Annotated in this window: 20 protein-coding genes; 7 read left to right on the top strand and 13 right to left on the bottom strand. The window is 68.3% G+C overall.

Features of this window, described 5'->3' with window-relative positions:
- Nucleotides 1-30 precede the first annotated feature (30 nt).
- The 5 genes from EJC51_RS24695 to EJC51_RS24675 all read right to left on the bottom strand — a co-directional run bounded on the left by EJC51_RS24695 (nucleotide 31) and on the right by EJC51_RS24675 (nucleotide 8,234).
- Nucleotides 31-939 (bottom strand): anti-sigma factor, encoded by a 909-nt coding sequence (locus tag EJC51_RS24695; protein WP_126273076.1) that lies wholly within the window; start codon nucleotides 937-939, stop codon nucleotides 31-33.
- Entirely contained in the window at nucleotides 936-1,661 is a 726-nt protein-coding gene (sigM, locus tag EJC51_RS24690; RefSeq protein WP_126273075.1) for an RNA polymerase sigma factor SigM, read from the bottom strand. Before sigM ends, EJC51_RS24695 begins: the two co-directional genes overlap by 4 nt.
- A 29-nt stretch (nucleotides 1,662-1,690) precedes the next feature.
- On the bottom strand, nucleotides 1,691-3,409 hold the full coding sequence (locus EJC51_RS24685) for a protein kinase family protein (protein ID WP_126273074.1): 1,719 nt from the start codon (nucleotides 3,407-3,409) through the stop codon (nucleotides 1,691-1,693).
- Nucleotides 3,410-3,546: 137 nt separating this feature from the next.
- Nucleotides 3,547-5,817, bottom strand: a complete 2,271-nt coding sequence (murJ, locus tag EJC51_RS24680) for a murein biosynthesis integral membrane protein MurJ (RefSeq protein ID WP_126273073.1) — start codon at nucleotides 5,815-5,817, stop codon at nucleotides 3,547-3,549.
- 44 nt (nucleotides 5,818-5,861) lie between these two features.
- Nucleotides 5,862-8,234, bottom strand: a complete 2,373-nt coding sequence (locus EJC51_RS24675; protein ID WP_126273072.1) for a DUF6049 family protein — start codon at nucleotides 8,232-8,234, stop codon at nucleotides 5,862-5,864.
- A gap of 297 nt (nucleotides 8,235-8,531) precedes the next feature.
- Between EJC51_RS24675 and EJC51_RS24670 the strand changes: the two genes are divergently transcribed.
- A complete protein-coding gene (locus EJC51_RS24670; protein ID WP_126273071.1) occupies nucleotides 8,532-9,974 on the top strand; it encodes a CCA tRNA nucleotidyltransferase in 1,443 nt (480 codons plus the stop codon).
- A 111-nt stretch (nucleotides 9,975-10,085) separates the two neighbouring features.
- Here EJC51_RS24670 and EJC51_RS24665 read toward each other — a convergent pair whose 3' ends face one another.
- The 4 genes from EJC51_RS24665 to EJC51_RS24650 all read right to left on the bottom strand — a co-directional run bounded on the left by EJC51_RS24665 (nucleotide 10,086) and on the right by EJC51_RS24650 (nucleotide 13,907).
- Entirely contained in the window at nucleotides 10,086-10,607 is a 522-nt protein-coding gene (locus EJC51_RS24665) for an LppU/SCO3897 family protein (protein WP_126273070.1), read from the bottom strand.
- Nucleotides 10,608-10,730: 123 nt separating this feature from the next.
- Nucleotides 10,731-11,993 carry an MFS transporter gene (locus tag EJC51_RS24660; RefSeq protein ID WP_126273069.1) on the bottom strand — a complete coding sequence of 421 codons (1,263 nt, stop codon included), beginning with the start codon at nucleotides 11,991-11,993 and terminating at the stop codon, nucleotides 10,731-10,733.
- Nucleotides 11,994-12,090: 97 nt separating this feature from the next.
- Nucleotides 12,091-13,173 (bottom strand): inositol-3-phosphate synthase, encoded by a 1,083-nt coding sequence (locus EJC51_RS24655; RefSeq protein WP_079307530.1) that lies wholly within the window; start codon nucleotides 13,171-13,173, stop codon nucleotides 12,091-12,093.
- 44 nt (nucleotides 13,174-13,217) lie between these two features.
- Complete coding sequence (locus tag EJC51_RS24650; RefSeq protein WP_126273068.1) at nucleotides 13,218-13,907, bottom strand: PadR family transcriptional regulator; 690 nt, start codon at nucleotides 13,905-13,907, stop codon at nucleotides 13,218-13,220.
- A gap of 366 nt (nucleotides 13,908-14,273) precedes the next feature.
- Here EJC51_RS24650 and EJC51_RS24645 point away from each other — a divergent pair, with 366 nt between their 5' ends.
- Complete coding sequence (locus EJC51_RS24645) at nucleotides 14,274-16,886, top strand: transglycosylase domain-containing protein (protein WP_208870739.1); 2,613 nt, start codon at nucleotides 14,274-14,276, stop codon at nucleotides 16,884-16,886.
- 108 nt (nucleotides 16,887-16,994) lie between these two features.
- Nucleotides 16,995-18,503, top strand: a complete 1,509-nt coding sequence (locus tag EJC51_RS24640; RefSeq protein ID WP_126273067.1) for a glycosyltransferase family 87 protein — start codon at nucleotides 16,995-16,997, stop codon at nucleotides 18,501-18,503.
- 131 nt (nucleotides 18,504-18,634) lie between these two features.
- Here EJC51_RS24640 and EJC51_RS24635 read toward each other — a convergent pair whose 3' ends face one another.
- The 3 genes from EJC51_RS24635 to EJC51_RS24625 all read right to left on the bottom strand — a co-directional run bounded on the left by EJC51_RS24635 (nucleotide 18,635) and on the right by EJC51_RS24625 (nucleotide 21,348).
- Nucleotides 18,635-19,666: an alanine racemase gene (locus tag EJC51_RS24635; protein WP_126273066.1), complete on the bottom strand. Its 1,032-nt coding sequence runs from the start codon at nucleotides 19,664-19,666 to the stop codon at nucleotides 18,635-18,637.
- Between the two features lie 65 nt (nucleotides 19,667-19,731).
- Nucleotides 19,732-20,853 carry a peptidoglycan bridge formation glycyltransferase FemX gene (gene femX, locus EJC51_RS24630; RefSeq protein ID WP_059194383.1) on the bottom strand — a complete coding sequence of 374 codons (1,122 nt, stop codon included), beginning with the start codon at nucleotides 20,851-20,853 and terminating at the stop codon, nucleotides 19,732-19,734.
- A 180-nt stretch (nucleotides 20,854-21,033) separates the two neighbouring features.
- A complete protein-coding gene (locus tag EJC51_RS24625; RefSeq protein WP_059194384.1) occupies nucleotides 21,034-21,348 on the bottom strand; it encodes a hypothetical protein in 315 nt (104 codons plus the stop codon).
- 264 nt (nucleotides 21,349-21,612) lie between these two features.
- Here EJC51_RS24625 and rpsF point away from each other — a divergent pair, with 264 nt between their 5' ends.
- The 4 genes from rpsF (at nucleotide 21,613) to rplI (ending at nucleotide 23,359) form a co-directional block, all read left to right on the top strand.
- A complete protein-coding gene (gene rpsF / locus EJC51_RS24620; protein ID WP_005482942.1) occupies nucleotides 21,613-21,903 on the top strand; it encodes a 30S ribosomal protein S6 in 291 nt (96 codons plus the stop codon).
- Nucleotides 21,904-21,984: 81 nt separating this feature from the next.
- A complete protein-coding gene (locus EJC51_RS24615) occupies nucleotides 21,985-22,578 on the top strand; it encodes a single-stranded DNA-binding protein (protein ID WP_126273065.1) in 594 nt (197 codons plus the stop codon).
- A gap of 79 nt (nucleotides 22,579-22,657) precedes the next feature.
- Complete coding sequence (gene rpsR, locus EJC51_RS24610; RefSeq protein WP_003949403.1) at nucleotides 22,658-22,894, top strand: 30S ribosomal protein S18; 237 nt, start codon at nucleotides 22,658-22,660, stop codon at nucleotides 22,892-22,894.
- Nucleotides 22,895-22,912: 18 nt separating this feature from the next.
- Nucleotides 22,913-23,359, top strand: coding sequence for a 50S ribosomal protein L9 (gene rplI / locus EJC51_RS24605; RefSeq protein WP_059194386.1), 447 nt, complete (start codon nucleotides 22,913-22,915; stop codon nucleotides 23,357-23,359).
- 200 nt (nucleotides 23,360-23,559) lie between these two features.
- Here rplI and EJC51_RS24600 read toward each other — a convergent pair whose 3' ends face one another.
- Nucleotides 23,560-24,897 (bottom strand): MATE family efflux transporter, encoded by a 1,338-nt coding sequence (locus EJC51_RS24600; RefSeq protein WP_126273064.1) that lies wholly within the window; start codon nucleotides 24,895-24,897, stop codon nucleotides 23,560-23,562.
- Between the last annotated feature and the right edge of the window lie 140 nt (nucleotides 24,898-25,037).

Genomic DNA, 25,037 nt, shown 5'->3' with positions numbered 1-25,037 from the left:
CGGGATACCACGACGGAGAGAGACGAAGCGTCAGTGCTCGGAACGCGCGTAGGAGTGCGTCAGCAGAACCTTCGCGGAGGAGGACGGGTCCTTCTCACAGCCGGCGTCGACCACATAGGCGTCGACACGGTCGCTGTCGTTCGTGTGGGGCATCACCACGAGGTAGGCCGGGACATCGTCGTAGGTGCCCTTCTTGGCGGCCAGAGCCGTGTCGTCGCGGCCGATGCCTTTCAACACACACGAAGGAACCTGTGGCGCGGGCTGGTTCTTGACGTGGTTCTCGGGCACGTTGTTCGCCCCGAAACTGCGAGGCGACCGGGAGGCAACGGAAGAACCTTGGGTCAGAAGCTCGGAGACCTGGGTCTCGACCTTCTTGCCGGAGAAGGCGTCGGCCTGCGCGGTCGGGTCGGACGGCTTGCCGTCGTTGAACGAGGACAGCAGCACAGAACCGAGTCCGAGGGCGGCGACCGTGAACACGGTGCCCAGCACGGCGATCCTGCGTCGCCCGCCACGGGAACGACCCTTGCGGCCGGGGCCGGTGCTGGAGGCACGGGCGTGACCGGCGGGACGGTCCGCCGACACCGATGTTTCACGTGAAACATGCGTACCGACCAGTGCGGGGGTCGCAACAAGATCGGCGGTGTGATCGGAGCGGCCCGGAGTGGCAGCGGGCTCGGGAGCTGTCGCGCTGAGCAGAGCCTCGGCAGCCAGAGCGGCGTCGATACGGCCCGCGACATCGTCGGGCATGCGCGGCGGACCCGGCAGCGAGCCGAGCAGGCCCCGGATCTCCTCCAGCGAGGCGTGCACGTCGGCGCAGAGCTCGCACTCGTCCAGATGTCGTCGCACGTCCGCGCTGCGGGTCTGCGTGAGCAGTCCCTCGGTGAGCTCGGAGAGCTCCGCGACGTCCGGGTGCCCGGCCGTGTCTGTCCTGGATGTCACGCTCGCCCACCTCCGCCCTTCACAGCAGCTGAATCGCCTGGACCTGTCTCATGGGGACCCGGGTCAGGGGATCCCGCTGCCGGTGGGACGGATGTCCCGTGCACCCGGTTCCGTCCCCCGCCCGGTTCTCTGCTGTCACCGGTGTTTTCCGGCCGTAGATGAGTGAGGAGGGGGAGGAGTCTGGCCCGGCCACGGGCGCAGCGGCTCTTCACCGTCCCGGTCGGCACGTCGAGCATGCGGGCGGCCTCGGCGACCGGATAGCCCTGCATGTCCACCAGGACGAGAGCGGCCCGCTGGTCGTGCGGCAGCGTGCCGAGGGCCTCCAGCAGCTGGCGGTGCAGGTCGTTGCGCTCCGCCGGCGCCGAGGCCGATTCGTGCGGCTCCAGGAGCTGTTCCAGGCGCTCCGTGTCGTCGACCGGAGAGGTCTTGCGGGAGGCGGCCTTGCGGGCACGGTCGAGGCAGGCGTTCACCGTGATGCGGTGCAGCCATGTCGTGACCGCCGACTGGCCGCGGAAGGTGTGTGCGGCACGGTAGGCGGAGACCAAGGCGTCCTGGACGGCGTCAGCGGCCTCCTCACGGTCCCCGAGCGTGCGGAGGGCCACGGCCCAGAGCCGATCACGGTGACGTCTTACGAGCTCGCCGAACGCGTCGGGATCGCCGTCCACGTGGGCGGCGAGGAGGTCCTGATCGCTTGCGTCGCCGTATGCGGTGCCATCTGCCATCGGACCCCCTCCCCTGGGATGCGGTGCGCTCAGCCCTTGAACGTCACGTCGGTGACCGCCTGCTTGTAGCCGGCCCCGCTGTAGCCGTCCGTCGGTGCGTACGGCACCGCCGTGATCCACAGCAGCACGTACCGCGACTTGACCGACTTCGACGCCTTCACCGTAAGAGACTTGCCGCTCGTGGTGGCGGTTCCGATCTCCGTCATTCCGTCGATCCCCGTGGAGGGGGACAGGGAGTCGGTGGCGTAGAGCTTCACGGTCGTGTTGTTGCCGTCGTACCGGAGCCCTATCGACGCGGTCGAGATCTTCTGCGCCGAGCCGAGGTCGTAGACGATACCCACGCCGGGCTTGTACGGGGCGAGCGTCGGGCCCTCGTTGTACCGTTTGGTGCGCCAGTACGTCGAGCTGTTGCCGTCGTACGTCAGCTGCACGTCGTCCGGAGCTTGTGCGTCACCGCTGGCCACGTACTCCCGGGCGCCTGCGATGCTCAGCGGCTTGACCGGCTTGGTCTTGTCGCCGCTCTTGTCGTTGTCGTCCGTCGTCTGGGTCTGGTTGGTGTCGTCGGACTTGTTGTTCCGCTCCATGAGAGCGTCGGCGAGCTGCCAACTGCCGAGGCCCAGCGCGGCGATGAGCAGCGCGGACACAGCCCACTTGAGCACCTTGCCGGTTCGGCTCTGGAGCGGCGGCGGAGGGGGCGGCAGCGGCTGGGTGACGCCGGGGTGCGGCGCCGGGCGGCCGTACGTGCCCTGCTGGTACGTCGTGCGCTGGTACTCCGGGGGCGCGGTGAACGCCGGCTCCGGCGGGCGGATGCGGGGCATCTCGCCGATCGCCTTCACCAGTTCCTCCGGCGTGGTGCACGCGGATTCGTGGCGTGAGGCGGTGGCTCCGTCGTTGACGAGCGCGCGCATCGACAGCTCGGACAGGCCGCGGTGGACGCCCGCGCGTACCTGGTCGGGTGCGATGAGCCCGATGTCCTTGGGCAGCCCGGACAGACCGTAGGCGTCGTTGTCGTACGGCCAGCGCTGGGTCAGGCCCGCGTACAGCAGGGCACCGATGGCCTCGGTGTCCGTGCGCTGCGGGGTCTCGGACGTGATGCCGCGCAGCGCGGCGTTCACGGCGAGGCCGCGGATGCGCCACTGGCCGCTGGAGGTGCGCAGGACCGCGTTCGGGTTCAGGCGCAGATGCGCGAGCCCTTCGCGGTGGGCGGCGGCCATGGCGGAGGCGACCTGGCTGACCATCTGGTAGGCGTCGTGCGGCTCCAGCGGGCCGGGGGCCAGGAGGGCGGTCAGCTCGGTGGCGTCGGGCAGCCATTCGTGGACGACGTAGACGAGGTCGTTCTCCTCGACGGCGTCCAGGACCTGGACGAAGCGCGGGTCACCGAGCAGCGCGGACGACCTGGCCGCGGCCAGGACGGAGCGGGCTCGCGTGTGGTCCGCGGGCAGGATGTGCACACCGACGGCGCGACGGAGCTTCTCGTCGACCGCACGCCAGCTGCTGAACCCGTCCAGCCGGGTGACGCACTCCTCGAGCCGGTAGCGTCTGGCGAGCTTGTGGCCGCTGTGCAGCTCGGGCGGTGAGGCCTTCCCGGGACCCTCGGTCCCGCCACTCCCCTGTGCCTCGTCGATGTCCGTGTCCCGCTCCCGGTTAGTGGCCACCCCGTCGGCCGTGGCCTGGTCCGCCTGTGCGGTCAGCGGCTCGTCGCCGCTGTTGTCTGCCACGTCGACGGCAGCCGTGCTCCGTTCCGCCACCGTCGTCCCTGCCTCCCCATTCGTTGCGCGCCGACCGACATCCGTGCGCGCCGTCCGACGCCGAACCAATTGTGCCCACAGTCCGCCGCTATGCACGACACACGGTGGCGGACGATGGTTGTGCGCGTACCCCCTTATCAGCGCCCCAGCCGTCCGCGCACCATGCCGACCAGGGAGTTCAGCTCCTCGATACGCATCTTGCGCGCGGCCACGAAGAAGATCCCGAGCAGGACCGCTCCGCCGACGACCAGGGCGGCGAAGGAGCCGATGACGCCTTGGCCGAGGACGTGCGCGATGCCGTAGCAGGCCGCGCCGCTGAGGATCGCGGCCGGTACGGAGGCGATGCAGAGCCTGGCGTACGTCCGCATGACGCGAGCGCCGTCCAGGTCGCCGCCCAGCTTCTTACGCAGGCGGCTCCAGGCGACGCCGACGCCAACCGCGTAGGCGAGGCCGTACGAAGCTGCCATGCCGACGACCGCCCAGCGCGCCGGGATGACGAAGTAGCAGACGGCCGAGGCGGCGGCGTTGACGGCCGCCACGATGACCGTGTTGTAGAAGGGGGTCCTCGTGTCCTCGTAGGCGTAGAACGCGCGAAGGACGACGTACTGCACGGAGAACGGGATCAGGCCGAGGCCGAAGGCCATCAGCATGTAGCCCATGTTCGTGGCCTGGTCGGCGCCCGAGGAACCGAAGATCAGGGTGCACATCGGGATGCCCAGGGAGAGGAACCCGAAGGCGATGGGGACGATCGCGACGGCCGTGGTGCGCAGGCCTTGCGAGATGTCGTCGCGCACGGCACCGCTGTCGTCCTCCGCGGCCGAGCGGGAGATGCGCGGCAGCAGGGCTGCCATCAGGGAGACCGTGATGATGGCCTGCGGCAGGCCCCAGATCAGCTGGGCGTTCGCGTAGGCGGCGAAACCGGTGCCCTTGACACCGGAGTCGAAGCCGGCGGCGGTGGACAGCTGGGTGACCACGAGCGCACCCGCCTGGTTGGCGAGGACGAAGAGGATCGTCCACTTGGCCAGCATCGCGGCCTTGCCGAGGCCGTGGCCCCTCCAGTCGAAGCGGAGTCGCAGGCGGAAGCCGGTCTCGCGCAGGTAAGGGATCATCGCCAGGGACTGGACGACAAGGCCGAGCAGAACACCGACGCCGAGGAGCCGCTGGCCCTCCGGCGGGATGCTCGTGACCTCCATGCCGGACCGCTCCGAGGTGCCGTAGACCCACAGGAACATGCCGAGCGTCACGATGATGACGATGTTGTTCAGGACCGGGGTCCACATCATCGCGCCGAAGCGACCGCGGGCGTTGAGGATCTGGCCCATCACCACGTGGACGCCCATGAAGAAGATCGAGGGCAGGAAGTAACGGGTGAAGGTGATGGCCACCTCGTTGGCGGCCGGGTCATTGGCGACCTTCGCGGACAGCGCGCGGACCAGGAGAGGTGCCGCGAACATCGCCAGGGCCGTGAGTGCGGCCAGCGCGACCATCACCAGGGTCAGCAGACGGTTCGCGTATGCCTCGCCGCCGTCCTCGTCGTCCTTCATGGCCCGCACGAGTTGCGGCACGAAAACGGAGTTCAGACCGCCACCGACGGTCAGGATGTAGATCATCGTCGGCAGCTGGTAGGCGACCTGGAAGGAGTCACCAAGAAGGCCGAGACCCAGCGCGGAGACGATCATGGCGGAGCGCACGAACCCGGTGAGCCGGGACACCATCGTGCCCGCCGCCATCACCGCACTGGACTTCAGCAGCCCCCCGGCCTTCCCGCCCTTCTTCGCGGAAGCCGCAGCAGCCGCCGGAGCGGGCGATGACGGAGGCGGTACGGGCGCGGTGCCCAGGTTCATGGTCCTGTCCGCGGACGGCGGCATGGGCGGCTCGGCGCCCGGTACCGGGGCCGGAGACGGAGCCGGTACCGACGGGGGCTGGTACGGCTGCTGGCCGCCGCCCTGCTGCTGGTCCCGGAAGAGGTGGGCGAACGCGTCCGGCTCGTGGCGCTCCTCGGCGGAGTGCGTGACGAGGTCGTCGACGCCCACGTACTGCGTGGTACGCGGGTCGTCGCCGTACGGCAGGTACTGGGTCGCGCCGTCCGGCTCGGGCGCCGGGGTCTGGGCCCACACGTGCGGGTCCGGGGCGTACGGGGACTGCGGGGGCTGCGCGTACAGCGGCTGCTGCGGCTGGTACGTGCCCGGAGGCGGCGGGGGGTGCGCGGCGCGGTCGTAGAGCGCCTCGGCTACCGGGTCCTGGGCGGAGATGTCCTGGGCCCGGTAGGGGTCCTGGGCGTAGGCGTCCTGGAGGTACATGTCCGCGGGTGGCTGCGGCGGTACCTGGCCGTGCTCGGGCGGCGGGCCCTCGGGGTGGCCCGAGCTGCCCGCGGCCTGGCCGCGGTCACCGTCGTACGGCGCGTTCATGGTTACCCCACCTCATCGTCCCGGGCCCACCGGCCACGACATCCTCAACGGTCCACTCTCTCACCCGTGCCGGAAGGGTCGGTGCTTTCCGCTGCGGTGTCCGGTGTCAGGTCACTCGGCTGCTCCGGGTCGTCTGCCCCGGGCCGCGTACCGGACTCCTGCGTGAGACGGTCTTCGGGCCCCTCGGGGTTCTCCGGGCGGTCCGCCGCCTGCCCGGCCTCGTCCGGACCGTCCGAGCCGCCCTCCTCGGCCTCCCGCTGGGCGGCGCGCTTGCGCTGCTTGTACATGCGGAAACCGGCGAGGACGAGAAGGAGGAAACCGCCGCCGATGACCAGCATCACGGTGGCCGTGAACTCGGTGACCTTCACGTCGAACCGGACGGGATCGCCGTACGCCTGACCGTCCTCGGTGAACAGCTGGGCGACCACCGTCGCCTGACCGTTGGCCTGTGCCGAGGTGGTGAACTTCACCGTCTGGCTGTGGCCCCCGTTGACCGTGATCCGCTGCTCCTCGTAGTCGCCGTCGCCGATCTTCAGACGGGTCGGGCTTGTGGAGCGGAGGCGCAGGACGAGGTGGTCGACGCCCTGCACCAGGTTGTTCTGCACAGTCACGGGAATCGTGGCGCTGCGCCCGGAGAGCTTGGTCTCGGACTTGTCGATCAGCTTGACCTGGCCGGTCAGGCCGTCGAGGTAGTTCCGTACGCCGTCGCGGTAGCTCTGCGCCTCGGCGGGGCGGCCGCGCCACGACGTCGACATCTCCCGGTTCATGGCCCGCCCGAAGGGGGTCACCACGCGGGACTGGTCGGTGAGGATCACCTTGAACTTGTCGAGCTTGTGCTGCACGGCCGCGATCTGCTCGAAGGCCGGCTTCGACAGCTCCCGCTTGCGCAGCTTGGCGGGGTAGGCGGAGGCCGACGGGACCTTGGTCGTGGCGCTCGCGTCCGGCTTGGCGGCGGCCGCCGATGTCAGGGTCTGGGTCTGCGTCCAGTCCCCGCCCTGGAGGGCGGCCACTGCCGCGGCCATCGCCTGCGCCTGGCTCGCCGTCGGCGTGCGCTGCGGGGCGACGACGATGCTGCGCTGCTTGTCCACCTGCTGGTTCAGCGCCAGGCTCGAGGCGAGGAACTTCTGCACGGCGAGGGTGGACGCGGAGGCCGAGGTCAGGTCGCCCTCGAACGCCGTGGACAGCCGCGCGTCCGCGACCACCGCGGTGGTGCCGCCGCCGATGGGGCGGGCCGCGGAGGGCGTGTACGGCAGCCCGGCGGTCTCTTCGAGGCTGTCGCTGCGCGCGATCACCGTGTCGGCGCCCGCGGAGGTGGCGACCTTGACGATCGACGGGTCGACGGCGCCGTTCACGGGCCAGGCGAAGTCGGTGTTCGGCGTGACGTGGAGCACCGTCTCCACCGTGGTGGTGGCGGCGTCGGTGGCTTCCTTGAGGTGGCTCAGGGAGCCGCTGACAGTCGTGCCGTTGTGGGCGAGGGAGGCGAGGTCCGGGTCGGCGAACGGAAGGGCGACGACCTCCTTGTCGGTCACCGCGTCCTGAAGATCGTCCAGCCACTGCTTGGCGACCGCCTGGTGCGTGCCCGCCACCGTGCCGGTGCCCGACTCGATGCGATAGGCGCCTGCCATCGCGTCGACGGAGGCCAGCAGGTCCGGGTCGATCACCCAGGTGACGTCCAGGGTCTTGCCCAACGACAGCATCTGCTCCAGCCGGCCGCCCGGCGAGATCTCCTTGGCCAGGTCGTCGTTGAGGAAGACCGGGGTCTGCTCCGCGTTCGATCCCGTCTCGGCGGTCATGTGGGCGGTGGAGATCAGCGGCCACAGGACCGTCGTCTTCGTCTTGTTGTCGGCGTCTTCGGGCTGCCAGGGCAGATACGTCCTCTGGATGCCGAGGACCTGCTGCCACTGCTGCACGGAGGTCTGACCGGTCAGGGAGACACCGAGCTGGTACACGCCGTCCGAGCCGAGGTCCAGCTCGTCGACCGGGACGGGGATGCTGAAGCTCTGGGCGACACCGGGCGCCAGCTTGGCGAACTTCTCGACGTACTTGCCGCCGACGATCGTCCCGTCCAGGCCCGGCTGGAACTCGCCGCGCTGCGCGACGCTGTCGACGTCCGAGCGCGTGCTGAGCTCGGGGCCGACGCGCAGATCCACCTGGGCGTCCGTGACCGTCTGCTTGCTGTCGTTGGTCACGGTGCCGGACACGGTCACCGTGTCGCCGTCCGTGGGGACGCTGGGCGTGAGCGTGTTGATGTCCACGGACACGGTGCTGGAGCCGGACGCGGCGCTCGCGGGCGCGGCGGCAGGCAGCTGGAGCAGTCCGGCCAGCAGAGGCGCGCCGGCGAGCAGTGCTCCCGTGCGCCGGAGCCACCGGCGGGCAGGTGAGGGACTCATCCCCTGGAAGTCTGCCGCCTCGGCCACGCGCTCGCCCGTCCCTCGTCGTCAGTGGTCGTCAGTGGTCGTCGCAATGTGCGTCCACGCATGGTAACGATGCGCGCTGAGGGGAAGTGCCGCGGTCTGCTCCACAAGATCGGGAAGCAGGGTCGGGCCGTCCTGTATGTGTGCGTATAAAGGGGAGCGAATCCGTACGTCCGACGGGCGCTTCTTCCGCGGCGGCCTGCGTACGGGGCTGTGCAGATTTGATGGAGGTGCCTGTCGGAGATGCCCGCGATTAATCGGGGCGCTCCGGGTCGCCGGGGCCACGTACCCTTTTCTGTTGTGCCGAACGCCAACGAAGACAAGCCCAGCGCCCTGAGCCAGGTACAGCACCGCGCGGTCAGCGAACTGCTGCGGGTCGCCCCTGTCGCCGACGACCTTGCCCGCCGTTTCCAGGAGGCCGGGTTCTCTCTCGCCCTGGTCGGCGGCTCGGTCAGGGACGCGCTGCTGGGCCGACTCGGCAACGACCTGGACTTCACGACCGACGCCCGCCCTCATGACGTGCTGAAGATCGTGCGTCCGTGGGCGGACGCCGTGTGGGAGGTCGGGATCGCCTTCGGCACGGTGGGCGCGCAGAAGGACGGCTACCAGATCGAGGTGACGACCTACCGGTCGGAGGCGTACGACCGGACCTCGCGCAAGCCCGAGGTGTCGTACGGCGACTCCATCGAGGAGGACCTCGTCCGCCGTGACTTCACGGTGAACGCGATGGCCGTGGCTCTGCCGGAGAAGGAGTTCATCGACCCGCACGGCGGCCTGGAGGACCTGGCGGCCCGAGTGCTGCGCACGCCGGGCACGCCTGAGGCGTCTTTCTCAGACGACCCGCTGCGGATGATGCGCGCGGCCCGCTTCGCGGCGCAGCTGGACTTCGAAGTGGCCTCCGAGGTCGTAGAGGCCATGAAGGAGATGTCCGGGCGCATCGACATCGTCTCGGCCGAGCGGGTCCGGGACGAGCTGAACAAGCTGATCCTGTCCGCGCACCCCCGCAAGGGTCTGACCCTGCTGGTCGACACGGGCCTCGCGGACCACGTCCTGCCCGAGCTGCCGGCCTTGCGCCTGGAGCGCGACGAGCACCACCGCCACAAGGACGTCTACGACCACACTCTGATCGTCCTGGAGCAGGTGATGGCACTGGAGGAGGACGGCCCCGACCTGGTCCTCCGCCTCTCCGCGCTCCTCCACGACATCGGCAAGCCGCGTACGCGGAGGTTCGAGAAGGACGGCCGGGTCTCGTTCCATCACCACGAGGTGGTCGGCGCGAAGATGACCAAGAAGCGCATGACGGCGTTGAAGTACTCCAACGACCTGGTGAAGGACGTCTCGCGCCTGGTCGAACTCCACCTGCGCTTCCACGGCTACGGCACGGGTGAGTGGACGGACTCCGCGGTCCGCCGCTACGTCCGTGACGCCGGCCCGCTCCTTGACCGCCTCCACAAGCTGACCCGCTCGGACTGCACGACCCGCAACAAGCGCAAGGCGACGGCGCTCTCTCGTGCCTACGACGGCCTGGAGGAGCGCATCGCCCAACTCCAGGAGCAGGAGGAACTGGACGCCATCCGCCCGGACCTGGACGGCAACCAGATCATGAAGATCCTCGACGTCGGCCCGGGCCCGGCGGTCGGCCGTGCGTACAAGCACCTGCTGGAACTGCGCCTGGAGAACGGGCCTATGGGCGAGGAGGCTGCGGCCGCGGCACTCAAGGAGTGGTGGGCCGAGCAGAACTGAGGCCGCGCAACGGGGTCATGTTTCACGTGAAACATGACCCCGGAAAGCATCGAGGGGCGACGTTTCACGTGAAACGTCGCCCCTCGTGATGTCTGCGGTTCGCAGGACCTACTACTTGTCCTTCAGGCAGAGCAGGAAGTCGGTGCCGTCACCGGACTCGGTGTAGACGTACTGGAAGTCCTTGGCCTCGGCCGCGCACTTGGTGTCGGCAAGGGTGCCGCTGAACGTGCCCTCGATCTTGGCCAGCACCGTGTACTGGGCCTTCGAGGAGCTGCAGTCGACGACCTCAAGGTCAGGATTGTTGTCGTCAGTGCTGCCGCGGTGCATGCAGTCGCCGACCGCAGCGGTGTTGGCGTCGTCACGGCTGGATATGTAGCCGCCGATGGCGATACCGACAGCAGCCACCACGATGACGATGTTCTTGATCGCCTTGAAGCTGAGCTTGCGCTTCGGCTGCGCCGGCGGGACCGGCGCATAGGGGACGCCGCCCTGCTGCTGCGGGAAGCCCGGCTGCTGACCCTGGGCGAAGGGGTTGCCGCCCTGCGGCGGGTACGGGGCCTGGGCCTGCGGCTGGCCGTAGGGCTGCTGGCCCTGGGCGTACGGGTTCGGGCCCTGGGGCGGCGGAGTAGACATGCGGGGGTCCCCCTAGAACATGGGAATGTGGCGCACCTAAGGAGCGCGTAAGACGCACGTAAGTTACCGGGCCCCACTGACACTCCTGTAGCCGAGGGGGACTCTGTGGCATTGATGTGACACTTACTGGCGTTCAAAGCGGGCCATAGCCGCCGCAACTGCCCCGTAGATAACGGCCACTGTTATCACCAACACCGCAGAGCGCCCGTCCGGCGGCAGCATCAACGCGGCGACCGCCGCCGCGCCCACGAAGGCGATGTTGAACAGCACGTCGTAGACGGAGAAGATCCGGCCCCGGAAGCCGTCGTCGACCGAGGACTGGATGAGGGTGTCCGTCGCGATCTTCGCGCCTTGGGTGGTCAGGCCCAGGACGAACGACGCCACCAGCATCGGTGCGACGGCGAAGGGGAGGCCCAGGGCGGGTTCCAGGACCGCTGCGGCTGCCGCGCACACGACGATCCAGCGGCCCGGGCCTAGACGCCCTGCCGCCCACGGTGTCACCACAGCCGCCACGAAGAAGCCCGCGCCCGAGATGCCCAACGCCAGCCCCAGCAGGGCGAGTCCGTCGTCGGTCGTCGAGGAGAACTCGTAGCGGCAGAGCATCAGGAGCATCACCAGAAGGGCGCCGTAGCAGAAGCGCATCAGTGTCATCGCGGCTAGTGCCCAGGTAGCTTCCCGGCGGGGCTTTCCGGCGAGGTGGCGGACGCCCGCGGTCAGGTCGCGGGCGCTGTCGGCGAGGGCGGCGGCGAGGCCGGGGCGTACCAACGCGCGGTCGGGGCCCAGTAGTTCCTTAGAGATGCGCAGCGCTGCCAGCGCCGCGCACAGGTACAGAGCCGCCCCCAGGAGCACGACGGCCGCGTCGGAGTCGGCCACGACCAGGCGTACGACGAAGGCGAGACCGCCGCCCGCGGTCGCCGCGAGGGTGCCGGCGGTCGGGGAGAGGGAGTTGGCGACGACCAGTCGTTCGTCGTCGACCACGCGTGGCAGCGCGGCGGACAGGCCGGACAGGACGAAGCGGTTGACGGCGGTGACGCACAGGGCGGAGACGTAGAAGAGCCAGACCGGGGCGTGGGTGACCATGAGGAGGGCCGTCGCGGAGGCCATCGCCGCGCGCACCAAGTTGCCGTAGAGGAAGACCTGGCGGCGGCGCCAGCGGTCCAGCAGGACGCCGGCGAAGGGGCCCACCAGGGAGTAGGGGAGCAGCAGGACGGCCATGGCGGAGGCGATGGCGGCGGCCGAGGTCTGTTTCTCCGGGGAGAAGACGACGTACGCGGCGAGGGCGACCTGGAAGACGCCGTCGGCGCCCTGGGAGAGCAGGCGTACGGCGAGAAGGCGTCTGAAGCCCTGGAAGCGGAGCAGGACGCGCAGGTCACGTACGACGGCCATGGGGCACAGCCTCACACAAGGGAAGGGCCCCCGGGCGGTTCAACCCGGGGACCCTCGACACAGCCCTGGCAGGAGCGTTTTTGAGCGGTGGTGAGCTTTAGCGCTCGACCTCGCCCTTGATGAACTTCTCGACGTTGGCGAAGGCCTCGTCGTCGAAGTACTGGACCGGCGGGGACTTCATGAAGTACGAGGACGCCGACAGGATCGGGCCGCCGATGCCGCGGTCCTTGGCGATCTTCGCGGCGCGCAGGGCGTCGATGATGACACCCGCCGAGTTCGGGGAGTCCCAGACCTCGAGCTTGTACTCCAGGTTCAGCGGGACGTCACCGAAGGCACGGCCCTCGAGGCGGACGTAGGCCCACTTGCGGTCGTCGAGCCAGGCCACGTAGTCCGAGGGACCGATGTGGACGTTCTTCTCGCCCAGCTCGCGGTCGGGGATCTGCGAGGTGACGGCCTGCGTCTTCGAGATCTTCTTGGACTCGAGGCGGTCGCGCTCCAGCATGTTCTTGAAGTCCATGTTGCCGCCGACGTTGAGCTGCATCGTGCGCTCAAGGCGGACACCGCGGTCCTCGAACAGCTTCGCCATCACACGGTGCGTGATGGTGGCGCCGACCTGCGACTTGATGTCGTCACCGACGATCGGGACACCGGCCTCGGTGAACTTGTCGGCCCACTCCTTGGTGCCGGCGATGAAGACCGGGAGGGCGTTGACGAAGGCGACCTTGGCGTCGATGGCGCACTGGGCGTAGAACTTCGCCGCGTCCTCGGAGCCGACGGGCAGGTAGCAGACGAGAACGTCGACCTGCTTGTCCTTGAGGACCTGGACGACGTCGACCGGCTCCTCGGCGGACTCCTCGATGGTCATGCGGTAGTACTTGCCGAGACCGTCGAGCGTGTGACCGCGCTGGACCGTGACGCCCTTGTTCGGGACGTCGCAGATCTTGATGGTGTTGTTCTCGCTGGCACCGATGGCGTCCGAGAGGTCGAGGCCGACCTTCTTCGCGTCGACGTCGAAGGCGGCGACGAACTCGACGTCACCGACGTGGTAGTCGCCGAACTGGACGTGCATCAGTCCAGGCACCTTGGACGCCGGGTCGGCGTCCTTGTAGTACTCGACTCCCTGCACCAGCGACGCGGCGCAGTTGCCCACGCCGACGATGGCTACGCGAACCGAACCCATTCCGGTTGCTCCCTGTGTGTACGAGTGAGGCCCTGACTGGGCGCTCACGTGGCGGTGTCGTCGGGCAGATCGGTCCGGGGGGTGTCCCCGGGCCGTGGCAGGTTGCCCGTCGCTCCAGTTGTGTTGTTCTGCTGAGAGGACTGAGCGGGCCCCCCGGTGGAACCACGAAGGTCCCGTCCGGCCCGCTCGCTCTCGATGAGCTCGTTCAGCCAGCGCACTTCGCGCTCCACGGACTCCATTCCGTGGCGCTGGAGCTCAAGCGTGTAGTCGTCGAGGCGCTCCCGGGTGCGCGCGAACGAGACGCGCATCTTGTCCAGGCGCTCCTCCAGCCGGCTGCGGCGGCCTTCCAGCACCCGCACGCGCACATCGCGCGACGTCTGCCCGAAGAAGGCGAAACGCGCGGCGAAGTGCTCGTCCTCGTACGCGTCGGGGCCGGTCTGGGAGAGCAGCTCCTCGAAGTGCTCCTTACCTTCCGCCGTCAACCGATAGACGATCTTGGCGCGACGCCCCGCCAGTGATGCGGCGAGGGCGTCCTCGGGAGCGTTCCCCGATTCCTCGATCAACCAGCCGTTGGCGACCAGCGTCTTGAGGCAGGGGTAGAGCGTGCCGTAGCTGAACGCACGGAACACACCCAGTGACGTATTGAGTCGTTTGCGCAGCTCATAGCCGTGCATCGGGGACTCGCGCAGGAGACCGAGTACGGCGAACTCCAGGATCCCGGAACGCCGGCTCATGGTCGCCTCCTCTCGGCCTTCCGCTCGCTTATGTCGCTCTGATGTATCGACTCGATACATCACGACGATAGAACGGCCTTCCGGATGCGACAAGTGCGGGGATGGTGAACGGGATCACATCACCGATTCGTTGGAGGCAAGTTGCCTGATTTGGGGTGAACTTCGGGGCTAGACGGGTTTTGACGGTGCGTAGTCTGTGCGGCATGCACACCACCGGGAACCGAGTGACGTCTGGGGGCGTCGTCGTCCCCGGTGCAGTACGGGTGAATGCGCAAGCGACCACATCCGTACTTCGGGGGGACCGGAAACCAGCAGCCGCCGTTTCCAGGCGCGCAAAGGTGCGCCTGCCCTAGGAGTAGTCGTTCGATGAGCGAGCACCGTCGCAAACCGCCGCAGCCGCAGGGAGGCGGACGTGCCGCGGCCCGACGCGGCCAGTCCGGCTCGTCCTCCGGCCGCCGTGCGGCACCGCGTGGCGCCACCGGATCTCCTTCCGACGCGTACGGGTCGGGTTCCCACGAGTCGGGTGCGGAGGAGCGGCCGTACAGCGGCCGCGCCGACGCCCGCCGTGCGGCGCAGAGAGGCGGGGGCAGCCGACGCAGAGCGCCCGAGCCCACGGGGCGCGGCGCACGTCGCGGCTCCACCGGCCCTGGACGCGGCCGAGTCGCCACCTCCACCAAGAACCGCTTCATCGACTACCCACGTGCCGGCAAGTACGGCTGGCAGCGCTGGGTTCCCTCCTGGCGCCTCGTCTCCGGACTCAGCCTCGCCTTCCTCGGCAGCCTGGTGGCCATCGCGGGCATCGGCTACGCCATGGTGAGCATCCCCAGCGAGAACGCCGCGGCGAAGTCCGAGAACAACGTCTACTACTGGGCTGACGGCAGCCGGATGGTCGCCACCGGCAGCGGTGTGAACCGTCAGAACGTCTCCATCGCCAAGATCCCCAAGGCGATGCAGTGGGCCGTGATCTCCGCGGAGAACAAGAGCTTCTACACCGACTCGGGCGTCGATCCCATGGGTATCGCGCGAGCGCTCGCCAACATGGCGCGCGGCGGTGACACCCAGGGTGGTTCCACCATCACCCAGCAGTACGTGAAGAACACCTACCTGAGCCAGGAACAGACCATCTCCCGGAAGTTCAAGGAGATGTTCATTTCCATAAAGGTGGGCACGAAGCTCTCGAAGGACGACATCCTCCAGGGCTACCTGAACACCTCGTACTACGGCCGTGGTGCCTACGGCATCCAGGCCGCGGCGCAGACCTACTACGGCGAGGATGCCGAGGACCTCACCGATTCCCAGTGCGCCTTCCTCGCCGCGCTGCTCAAGGGCCCGACGTACTACGACCCCATCGACAACACGAGCATCGACCCCTCGGCGACCAAGGACGCCAACCTCAAGCGCTCCCAGGAACGCTGGAGCTGGATCCTGGAGCAGATGCACAACGACAAGCATCTGACGGACGCCAAGTACCAGACGGCCATCAAGAAGTACCCCATGCCTCAGGGCCTCAAGGCGACCAAGGGCATGACCGGCCAGATCAGCTACCTCGTCGACACGGCCAAGAAGTACGTGCTGGCCCACTCGAACATCTCGCGGGCCGACTTCGACAAGGGCGGCTACCAGATCTACACGACCTTCGAGAAGGACAAGGTCAACGATCTGGCCAAGGCCGTAAAGAAGGTCGAGGACCAGAACATCGACCCCGACAAGCGCGAGAAGGACAAGCACGTCCAGTTCGGTGCGGCGTCGGTGCGGCCCAAGGACGGCGCGATCGTCGCGATCTACGGCGGCGCGGGCTACGAGAACGGCCACTTCAACAACAACGCCGACACTTCGGGTGTGCCGGTCGGTTCGACGTGGAAGCCGTTCGTTCTTGCCGCGGCCATGGAGTACGGCACATACAAGGATCCGGACAACGGCGTCTCGCCGCTGAGCAAGTACAACGGCAACGACCATCTGAAGGTCCAGAAACCGGACGGCACTTACTACCTGCGCAAGGACAACTCGATCTTCTACCAGGAGAACGAGAGCGACTATCCCTGGGGCTACATCAGCCTGCGCAAGGCGATGGAGCAGTCCATCAACACCCCGTTCGTGCAGCTCGCCGTGGACGTGGGGTTGGACAACGTCGCGAACGTAGCTGAGAAGTCCGGCATTCTGAAGAGCACCTTCGCAGGCCTCAATCCCTCCTTCGCCCTCGGTACGTCCACACCCAGCGCCATCCGGATGGCCGACGCCTACGCGACGTTCGCCGCTTCCGGCAAGCACGCCGACCCGTACTCGGTGACCGGCGTCAAGCACAACGGCACGGACGTCCAGGGCTTCAGCAAGCCAAAGCTCACCTTGGCGATGCCCGAGAACGTGGCGAACAACGTCACGGACACCCTCGAGAACGTCATCAAGAACGGTACGGGTAAGAACGCACTGGCCCTGGGCCGTACAGCCGCCGGCAAGACCGGTACCACCGACAGCAACAAGTCGGCCTGGTTCGTCGGCTACACCCAGCAGCTCGCCACGTCGGTCGCGATGTTCCGCGAGGACCCGAAGGAGGGCGAGCTGCTCTCCATGAACGGCACGGCGGGTGTGGAGTCCATCCACGGTGGTGACATCCCGACGTCCATCTGGACCGAGTACATGAAGGCCGCTCTGAAGGGCGACAACGACCCCGGCTTCCCGGAGGCCGAGAAGATCGGTGAGATTCAGGACGAGGCGGGTGCGCCGTCCCCGACGCCGTCCGTCACCGCGACGCCGAGTGAGACGCCGAGCGCGACGCCGAGCCCGACGCCCAGCGAGACCGAGGTCCTTCCCTCGCCGTCGGCCAGCGAGTCCTGCAAGTTCAGCTGGCAGTGCTCGGACAGCGGGGGCACGGACACCGGCGGTACGGACGGTGGCGTGACCTCCTCACCGACAGCCACGGAGACGGACACCACCAGAGGAAACGGCAATGGAGGCGGCATCTTCGGAGGATCGACCGGTTAGCCGCCATATCGCCCGCCGAGGGTGTTTCACGTGAAACATGGGCCGTCGCACTCACCAGGTGCGGCGGCCCTCGGCGTATTCCTAGGCAGGTACGGCAGGATGTGCCCCATGCCCAGTGCAGAATCCACGCGAGCGAGCGTGCACGAGCAGGACCCGGTGCGGCCTACCAGGGACGACGAGATCGCCGCGAGCGGCAGTGAGCTGATCGGTGGTCCCATCGGGCGGCGTGCCCTGCTCGGGACGTCCTGGTGGACTCCCGTGCGGGTCATCGCGCTCGTGGCCATCGGCATGTTCGCCCTCGGCCTGATCCAGAAGGCGCCCTGCTACAACGGCGGCTGGTTCTTCGGCGCCAGCTCGCAGTACACACACGCCTGCTACTCGGACATCCCGCACCTCTACGCGGGGCGCGGCTTCGCCGACGGCCTCGTGCCGTACTTCGACAAGCTCAACGGCGACATGGAGTACCTCGAATACCCGGTGCTGACCGGTGTGTTCATGGAGGTGGCCGCCTGGCTCACGCCGGGCAGCGGCAGCATCCAGGACCAGGAACAGTGGTACTGGATGGTCAACGCCGGGATGCTGATGGCCTGCGCGGCCGTCATCGCCGTCTGCGTGACCCGTACGCACGCCCGGCGCCCCTGGGACGGTCTGCTGGTCGCCCTGGCGCCCGCTTTCGCGCTGACGGCCACCATCAACTGGGACCTCCTGGCGGTCTCCCTGACGGCCGCCGCGATGCTCATGTGGTCCCGGGGCCGTTCCCTCGCGTTCGGTGTCCTGCTGGGCCTCGCCACGGCCGCCAAGCTCTACCCCGTCTTCCTGCTCGGCCCCCTCTTCGTGCTGTGCTGGCGCGCCGGCAAGTGGCGGGACTTCGGGAAGGCGTTCGGTGGTGCCGCGGTCGCCTGGCTCGTCGTGAACCTTCCGGTGATGCTGCTCGCCTGGGACGGCTGGGCGAAGTTCTACGAGTTCAGCCAGGAGCGGGGCGTCGACTTCGGGTCCTTCTGGCTGATCCTCGCCCAGAACTCGTCCGATCCGCTGAGCACCGACACCGTCAACACGCTTGCCACGCTGCTGGTCCTGCTGTGCTGCGTCGGCATCGCCGCGCTCACCCTGACCGCCCCGCGCCGGCCGCGCTTCGCCCAGCTGGCCTTCCTGATCGTCGCCGCCTTCATCCTGACCAACAAGGTCTACTCGCCGCAGTACGTCCTGTGGCTGGTCCCGCTGGCGGTGCTGGCCCGGCCCAAGTGGCGGGACTTCCTGATCTGGCAGGCGTGCGAGGTGGCGTACTTCCTGGGCATCTGGATGTACCTCGCGTACACGACCAGCGCGGACGCCCACAAGGGCCTGCCCCAGGAGGGCTACCACTGGGCCATCGGCCTGCATCTGCTGGGCACGCTGTACCTGTGCGTCGTCGTCGTGCGCGACATCCTCATGCCGGAGCGGGACGTCGTACGACGAGCGGGCGACGACGACCCCTCGGGCGGTGTGCTCGACGGGGCGGAGGACGTGTTCGTGCTCGGCCCCGCCGCTCATCCCCCGCGGCACGCGGCCCACTTCGCCGGCCCGCAGGTCGAGTGGGGCGAGCGCGGAGACTCCCCTACCGGGGATAGTTCGCTCTGAGCGAACGGGGGTTGATGGTCCCCCGTAAAGCCAGAAGGCCCCCGTAAAGCCAAGCGAAAGGCCGTACACGGGCAGTCCGTGTACGGCCTTTCGGCTGTCTGCTTACGGCTTCTCAGGCGGCCGTACGACCCTCAGCGGTCGACGATCCGGTCGAACTGCGTGGTGGTGTGCCGCAGATGGGCCACCAGCTCCTCGCCGACCTTCGGCTCGGGGGCGTCGGAGGGCACGAACAGGATCGACACCTGCATGTGCGGCGGCTCGGCGAACCAGCGCTGCTTGCCGCCCCAGACGAACGGAGAAAGGTTCCGGTTCACCGTGGCAAGGCCCGCGCGGGCGACGCCCTTGGCGCGCGGCATGACGCCGTGCAGGGCCTTCGGGGCCTCCAGGCCCACCCCGTGCGACGTACCGCCCGCCACGACGACCAGGAAGCCGTCCGAGGCCGCCTTCTGCTGCCGGTAGCCGAAGCGGTCGCCCTTGGCCACGCGCGTGACGTCCAGGACGGCCCCGCGGTACTCGGTGGCCTCGTGGTCGCCCAACCACAGCCGCGTGCCGATCCGCGCGCGGAAGCGGGTCTGCGGGAACTGCTGCTGGAGCCGGGCGAGATCCTCGGCCTTGAGGTGGCTGACGAACATCGTGTGCAGCGGCAGGCGTGCCGCGCGCAGGCGGTCCATCCAGCCGATGACCTCCTCGACGGCGTCCGACCCGTCGGTGCGGTCCAGCGGCAGGTGGATGGCGAAGCCCTCCAGGCGGACGTTCTCTATGGCGGCGTGCAGCTGCGGCAGGTCCTGCTCGCTGATGCCGTGCCGCTTCATCGAGGACATCACCTCGATGACCACCCGGGCGCCCACCAGGCCGTAGACCCCGTCGATCGACGACACCGAGCGGATGACGCGGTCGGGCAGTGGGACGGGCTCCTCGCCGCGCCGGTACGGCGTCAGCACCAGCAGGTCACCGCCGAACCAGTCCTTGATGCGCGCGGCCTCGTACGTGGTGCCGACGGCGAGGACGTCCGAGCCGAGCCGCGTGGCCTCCTCGGCGAGCCGCTCGTGTCCGAAGCCGTAGCCGTTGCCCTTGCAGACCGGGACGAGCCCTGGGAACTGGTCCTGCACGTGCTTGTGGTGCGCACGCCAGCGCGCGGTGTCGACGTAGAGCGTGAGCGCCATGGCCGGACCTGGAACCTTTCTCGTGGCTGCGGTGTATCAGAGGTATGAAAGCGAATTGTGGTGGCTCAGCGGCGCGACATGTAGATGTCGAGCGCCTTGTGGAGCAGCTTGTTGAGCGGGAAGTCCCACTCGCCGAGGTACTCGGCGGCCTGCCCGCCGGTGCCGACCTTGAACTGGATCAGACCGAAGAGGTGGTCGGTCTCGTCCAGCGAGTCGGAGATGCCGCGCAGGTCGTAGACGGTGGCGCCGAGCGCGTAGGCGTCGCGCAGCATCCGCCACTGCATCGCGTTCGAGGGCCGGACCTCACGGCCGATGTTGTCGGAGGCGCCGTAGGAGTACCAGACGTGCCCGCCGACGATCAGCATCGTCGCCGCCGACAGGTTCACGCCGTTGTGGCGGGCGAAGTACAGCCGCATGCGGTTGGGGTCCTCGGTGTTGAGGGCCGTCCACATGCGCTGGAAGTACGACAGCGGGCGGGGCCGGAAGTGGTCGCGCACGGCCGTGATCTCGTAGAGCCGCTGCCATTCCTCGAGGTCGTGGTAGCCGCCCTGGACGACCTCGACGCCGGCCTTCTCGGCCTTCTTGATGTTGCGGCGCCACAGCTGGTTGAAGTTCTTGTGGACCTCTTCCAGGGACCGGTTCGCCAGCGGCACCTGGTAGACGTACCGCGGCTGGACGTCACCGAAGCCGGCGCCGCCGTCCTCACCCTGCTGCCAGCCCATCCGACGGAGCTTGTCGGCGACCTCGAAGGCGCGCGGCTCGATGAAGTCGGCCTCGATGTCGCGCAGTCGCTTCACGTCAGGGTTCTGGATGCCCGCCTTGATGGAGGGGGCCTCCCAGCGCCGGATGATCACCGGCGGGCCCATCTTCACGGAGAAGGCGCCCTGGTGCTTGAGGTGGGCGAGCATCGGTTCCAGCCAGTCGGTCAGATTCGGCGCGAACCAGTTGATGACCGGGCCCTCGGGCAGATAGGCGAGATAGCGCTTGATCTTGGGCAGCTGGCGGTAGAGCACGAGGCCCGCACCGACCATCTCGCCGGTCTTGTCGTCGAACCAGCCGAGGTTCTCCGAGCGCCATTCCGCCTTGACGTCTGCCCAGGCCGGAACCTGCATGTGGCTCGCCGACGGCAGGCTCTGGATGTAGGCCAGATGCTGCTCGCGGCTGATCGTCCTCAGGGTCAGGCTCATTCGGGGCGCTCCTCGGGCTGGTGTGTCCCCATGGGTACAGGGGCTCCGGCTCTCGCGCCGAAGCCTACTGCGCCTTGCGAGCGCCCCGACTGGGCGTACGGAACCTGCGCCCCGGCTCACAGGGGTGCCGAGGTGTTCCGTGGTGCTTTGGGTGATGTGAAGAGGACGGTGTCCCTGGCGTCAGCTGATCACTCCGCCGAAGAGGCCGCCGTGGGCCATGCCGAGGAAGAAGCCGACCGCCGAGGCGCCGAGACCGAGGATCAGTCCGAAGCGCTCACGGGTCGTCTCCGAGATCCACTGACCGTACGCGCCGGTGCAGATCCCGACCAGGCCGGCCCAGGAGCTGAGCAGGTGCAGGTTGTGGAACATCGCCGTGACGAACGCCGTGATGCCCAGCACCAGGGTCACCGCGAGCAGCGTGTCCTGGAGGGGGTGGGGCTTTCCGTCCGTGGCGAAGAGGCCTCCGACGGTGTTGGGTCGCATTGCTTGTGCCATAGGGCACCTCCTGCGGAAGGCGGCGCATCGTAGCGCCATACACACCCGATGTGTACAGATTGTCGGCGTCGGCGGCCGGATTTCAACCGGAAGCCGGTGTGCGGGTAGTCTGTACCGTCTGCACTGGTGTCTGCCCATGCCCCGACCGGGACTACCGCGAGGAAGCCCCGATTGTCAGTGGCGGCCGATACCGTTGCGTACGCATCACAACCCTCCTGCCACGGAACGACCGTGGCCGCTGAGTCCAAAGGAGGTGGGTTCCACATGCGTCACTACGAGGTGATGGTCATCCTCGACCCCGATCTGGAGGAGCGCGCTGTCGCCCCCCTGATCGAGAACTTCCTCTCCGTCGTCCGTGAGGGCAACGGAAAGGTCGAGAAGGTCGACACCTGGGGCCGTCGTCGTCTCTCGTACGAGATCAAGAAGAAGCCCGAGGGCATCTACTCGGTCATCGACCTGCAGGCCGAGCCTGCGGTCGTCAAGGAGCTCGACCGCCAGATGAACCTGAACGAGTCGGTCCTCCGGACCAAGGTCCTCCGCCCCGAGACCCACTGAGCTCTCCCGCTCAGCTGATCTCGGGATTCGAGTAGCAGCACCACAAAGCAGCCAGCAGCAAACCCGCCGAGAGGTTCCCCCATGGCAGGCGAGACCGTCATCACGGTCGTCGGCAATCTTGTCGACGACCCCGAGCTGCGCTTCACCCCGTCCGGTGCGGCGGTCGCGAAGTTCCGTGTCGCGTCCACCCCCCGCACCTTCGACCGTCAGACCAACGAGTGGAAGGACGGCGAGAGCCTGTTCCTGACCTGCTCGGTCTGGCGTCAGGCGGCGGAGAACGTCGCCGAGTCGCTCCAGCGAGGCATGCGCGTCATCGTGCAGGGCCGGCTGAAGCAGCGGTCCTACGAGGACCGTGAGGGCGTCAAGCGCACGGTCTACGAGCTGGACGTCGAGGAAGTCGGCGCCAGCCTGCGGAACGCCACGGCCAAGGTCACCAAGACCGCCGGCGGTGCCGGCCGCGGTGGCCAGGGCGGTTACGGCGGCGGTGGCGCCCAGGGTGGCGGTGGCTGGGGTGGAAACTCCGGCGGCGGCCAGCAGGGCGGCGGCGCTCCTGCCGACGACCCGTGGGCGACCGGCGCTCCCGCCGGTGGCCAGCAGGCAGGCGGCGGTGGCGGCTGGGGTGGAAACTCCGGCGGCGGCGGTGGCGGCGGCTACTCGGACGAGCCCCCCTTCTAGACCTTCGGGCCCGGTTCCCGGGCTTGATCGGTCGAGGGCGGGTCGTACCCAAACTTCTTGATCACACAGGAGAAACACCATGGCGAAGCCGCCTGTGCGCAAGCCTAAGAAGAAGGTCTGCGCTTTCTGCAAGGACAAGGTCACGTACGTGGACTACAAGGACACGAACATGCTGCGGAAGTTCATTTCCGACCGCGGCAAGATCCGTGCCCGCCGCGTGACCGGCAACTGCACGCAGCACCAGCGTGACGTCGCCACGGCCGTCAAGAACAGCCGTGAGATGGCGCTGCTGCCCTACACGTCCACCGCGCGCTAAGGGAGGGGTGACCGACTAATGAAGATCATCCTCACCCACGAGGTCTCTGGCCTCGGTGCCGCCGGCGACGTCGTTGACGTCAAGGACGGCTACGCTCGCAACTACCTGATCCCGCGGAAGTTCGCTATCCGCTGGACCAAGGGTGGCGAGAAGGACGTCGAGCAGATCCGTCGCGCTCGCAAGATCCACGAGATCCAGACCATCGAGCAGGCCAACCAGATCAAGGGCCAGCTCGAGGCCGTCAAGGTCCGTCTGGCCGTTCGCTCCGGCGACGCCGGTCGTCTCTTCGGTTCCGTCACCCCGGCCGACATCGCCTCCGCGATCAAGGCTTCCGGTGGCCCCGAGGTCGACAAGCGCCGTATCGAGCTGGGCTCGCCCATCAAGACCCTGGGCGCCCACGAGACGTCCGTGCGTCTGCACCCCGAGGTTGCCGCCAAGGTCAACATCGAGGTCGTCGCGGCCTGATCGCTGCGCTCGGTTTGAGCAGTTGTGAGAGGGGCCGTACCCACGTCGGGTACGGCCCCTCTTGCATGCGTGGGTCGTTCTCGGTGGCTGCGCGTACTCAAGGGCGGGTGACATGGCCTGCGGTGTTTCACGTGAAACGTCGCGGGCGGACGTGTTTCACGTGAAACGGCCAAGCAGAGGGCGATGTTTCATGTGAAACGTCAGCGGGTGGCTCCCGTGACGATCCAGCGTCCCGACCGGGCACGCATCCACAGCGTCAGCATGCGGACCGCCATCATCAGCGTCATGGCTCCCCACAGAGCGGTGAGACCTCCGCCGAGTGTCGGGACGAGCAGCGCCACGGGGGTGAAGACCGCCAGGGTCAGCACCATCGCCCAGGCCAGGTACGGGCCGTCGCCCGCACCCATCAGCACACCGTCCAGGACGAAGACGATCCCGCAGATCGGTTGGGAGAGTGCCACGACGAGCAGCGTCGGCAGGGCGGCGTCCTTCACAGTGGAGTCGCTGGTGAACAGCGGCAGGAACGCGGGCCGGCTCAGCACCACCGCCAGGCCGAGGACGACTCCGACCGCGATGCCCCACTGCACCATGCGTCGGCATGCCTCGCGGGCGCCCTGGGCATCGCCCGCACCGAGATAGCGGCCGATGATGGCCTGCCCCGCGATGGCGATCGCGTCCAGGGCGAAGGCGAGCAGGCTCCACAGCGACAGGATGATCTGATGCGCCGCGATGTCCGCGTCGCCGAGACGGGCCGCCACCGCTGTGGCGATCATCAGGATCGCGCGGAGGGAGAGGGTGCGGACGAGCAGGGGGACACCGGCCTGGGCCGAGGCCCTGATGCCCACCACGTCAGGACGCAGGGAGGCCCCATGGGCACGAGCCCCGCGCACGACCACCACCAGATAGACGGCGGCCATCCCGCACTGGGCGATCACGGTGCCCCAGGCGGAGCCGGCGATGCCGAGGTCGGCTCCGTAGACGAGGACTGCGTTGAGGGCCGCGTTGGCGATGAAACCACCGATGGCGACGTACAGGGGCGTCTTCGTGTCCTGGAGGCCGCGTAGGACGCCGGTCGCGGCGAGGACGATGAGCATTGCCGGGATGCCGAGGGACGAGATCCGCAGATAAGTCGTCGCGTACGGGGCGGCGGTGTCCGAGGCGCCGAAGAGCTCCACCAGGCCGGGCGCCGTGGGCAGCACGACGGCGATGACCGCAGCGCCGAGCAGGAGGGCGAGCCAGATGCCGTCCATGCCCTGACGGATGGCGGCCTGAAGGTCGTCGGCGCCGACCCGCCGGGCGACGGCCGCGGTGGTGGCGTAGGCGAGGAAGACGAACACGCTGACCGCGGTCGTCAGGAGGGCCGAGGCGACGCCCAGACCGGCGAGTTGTGCGGTGCCGAGGTGGCCCACGATCGCGCTGTCCGCCATGACGAAGAGAGGCTCGGCGACGAGCGCGCCGAAGGCCGGGACGGCCAGTGCGACGATCTCTCGGTCGTGCTGTCGCCGTGCGGCGCGCGAGGTCGCGGGAGCGTGTGTCATGAGCACCAATCTAATCGTCCACAGGTAATAGATGCAATTGATTAGTGACCCTTACTCGAAGTCTTGTGCCGTGCGCTTGCGGACGCCGTGCGGCCTGATCTTGGTCCGACTGGGAAAGTTTTTCTTCTGCACAGCCGGTG

This window comes from Streptomyces aquilus (assembly GCF_003955715.1).
GTDB lineage: Bacteria > Actinomycetota > Actinomycetes > Streptomycetales > Streptomycetaceae > Streptomyces > Streptomyces aquilus.
This window is presented reverse-complemented; position numbering and strand designations above follow the sequence as displayed.

Coding starts and splice junctions, on each gene's coding strand:
- EJC51_RS24665 (WP_126273070.1), bottom strand. CDS start 10,607: ATGTCTACTCCGCCGCCCCAGGGCCCGAACCCGTACGCCCAGGGCCAG.
- EJC51_RS24650 (WP_126273068.1), bottom strand. CDS start 13,907: ATGAGCCGGCGTTCCGGGATCCTGGAGTTCGCCGTACTCGGTCTCCTG.
- rpsF (WP_005482942.1), top strand. CDS start 21,613: ATGCGTCACTACGAGGTGATGGTCATCCTCGACCCCGATCTGGAGGAG.
- EJC51_RS24640 (WP_126273067.1), top strand. CDS start 16,995: ATGCCCAGTGCAGAATCCACGCGAGCGAGCGTGCACGAGCAGGACCCG.
- EJC51_RS24645 (WP_208870739.1), top strand. CDS start 14,274: ATGAGCGAGCACCGTCGCAAACCGCCGCAGCCGCAGGGAGGCGGACGT.
- EJC51_RS24625 (WP_059194384.1), bottom strand. CDS start 21,348: ATGGCACAAGCAATGCGACCCAACACCGTCGGAGGCCTCTTCGCCACG.
- murJ (WP_126273073.1), bottom strand. CDS start 5,817: ATGAACGCGCCGTACGACGGTGACCGCGGCCAGGCCGCGGGCAGCTCG.
- rplI (WP_059194386.1), top strand. CDS start 22,913: ATGAAGATCATCCTCACCCACGAGGTCTCTGGCCTCGGTGCCGCCGGC.
- EJC51_RS24635 (WP_126273066.1), bottom strand. CDS start 19,666: ATGGCGCTCACGCTCTACGTCGACACCGCGCGCTGGCGTGCGCACCAC.
- EJC51_RS24655 (WP_079307530.1), bottom strand. CDS start 13,173: ATGGGTTCGGTTCGCGTAGCCATCGTCGGCGTGGGCAACTGCGCCGCG.
- sigM (WP_126273075.1), bottom strand. CDS start 1,661: ATGGCAGATGGCACCGCATACGGCGACGCAAGCGATCAGGACCTCCTC.
- femX (WP_059194383.1), bottom strand. CDS start 20,853: ATGAGCCTGACCCTGAGGACGATCAGCCGCGAGCAGCATCTGGCCTAC.
- EJC51_RS24615 (WP_126273065.1), top strand. CDS start 21,985: ATGGCAGGCGAGACCGTCATCACGGTCGTCGGCAATCTTGTCGACGAC.
- rpsR (WP_003949403.1), top strand. CDS start 22,658: ATGGCGAAGCCGCCTGTGCGCAAGCCTAAGAAGAAGGTCTGCGCTTTC.
- EJC51_RS24660 (WP_126273069.1), bottom strand. CDS start 11,993: ATGGCCGTCGTACGTGACCTGCGCGTCCTGCTCCGCTTCCAGGGCTTC.
- EJC51_RS24600 (WP_126273064.1), bottom strand. CDS start 24,897: ATGACACACGCTCCCGCGACCTCGCGCGCCGCACGGCGACAGCACGAC.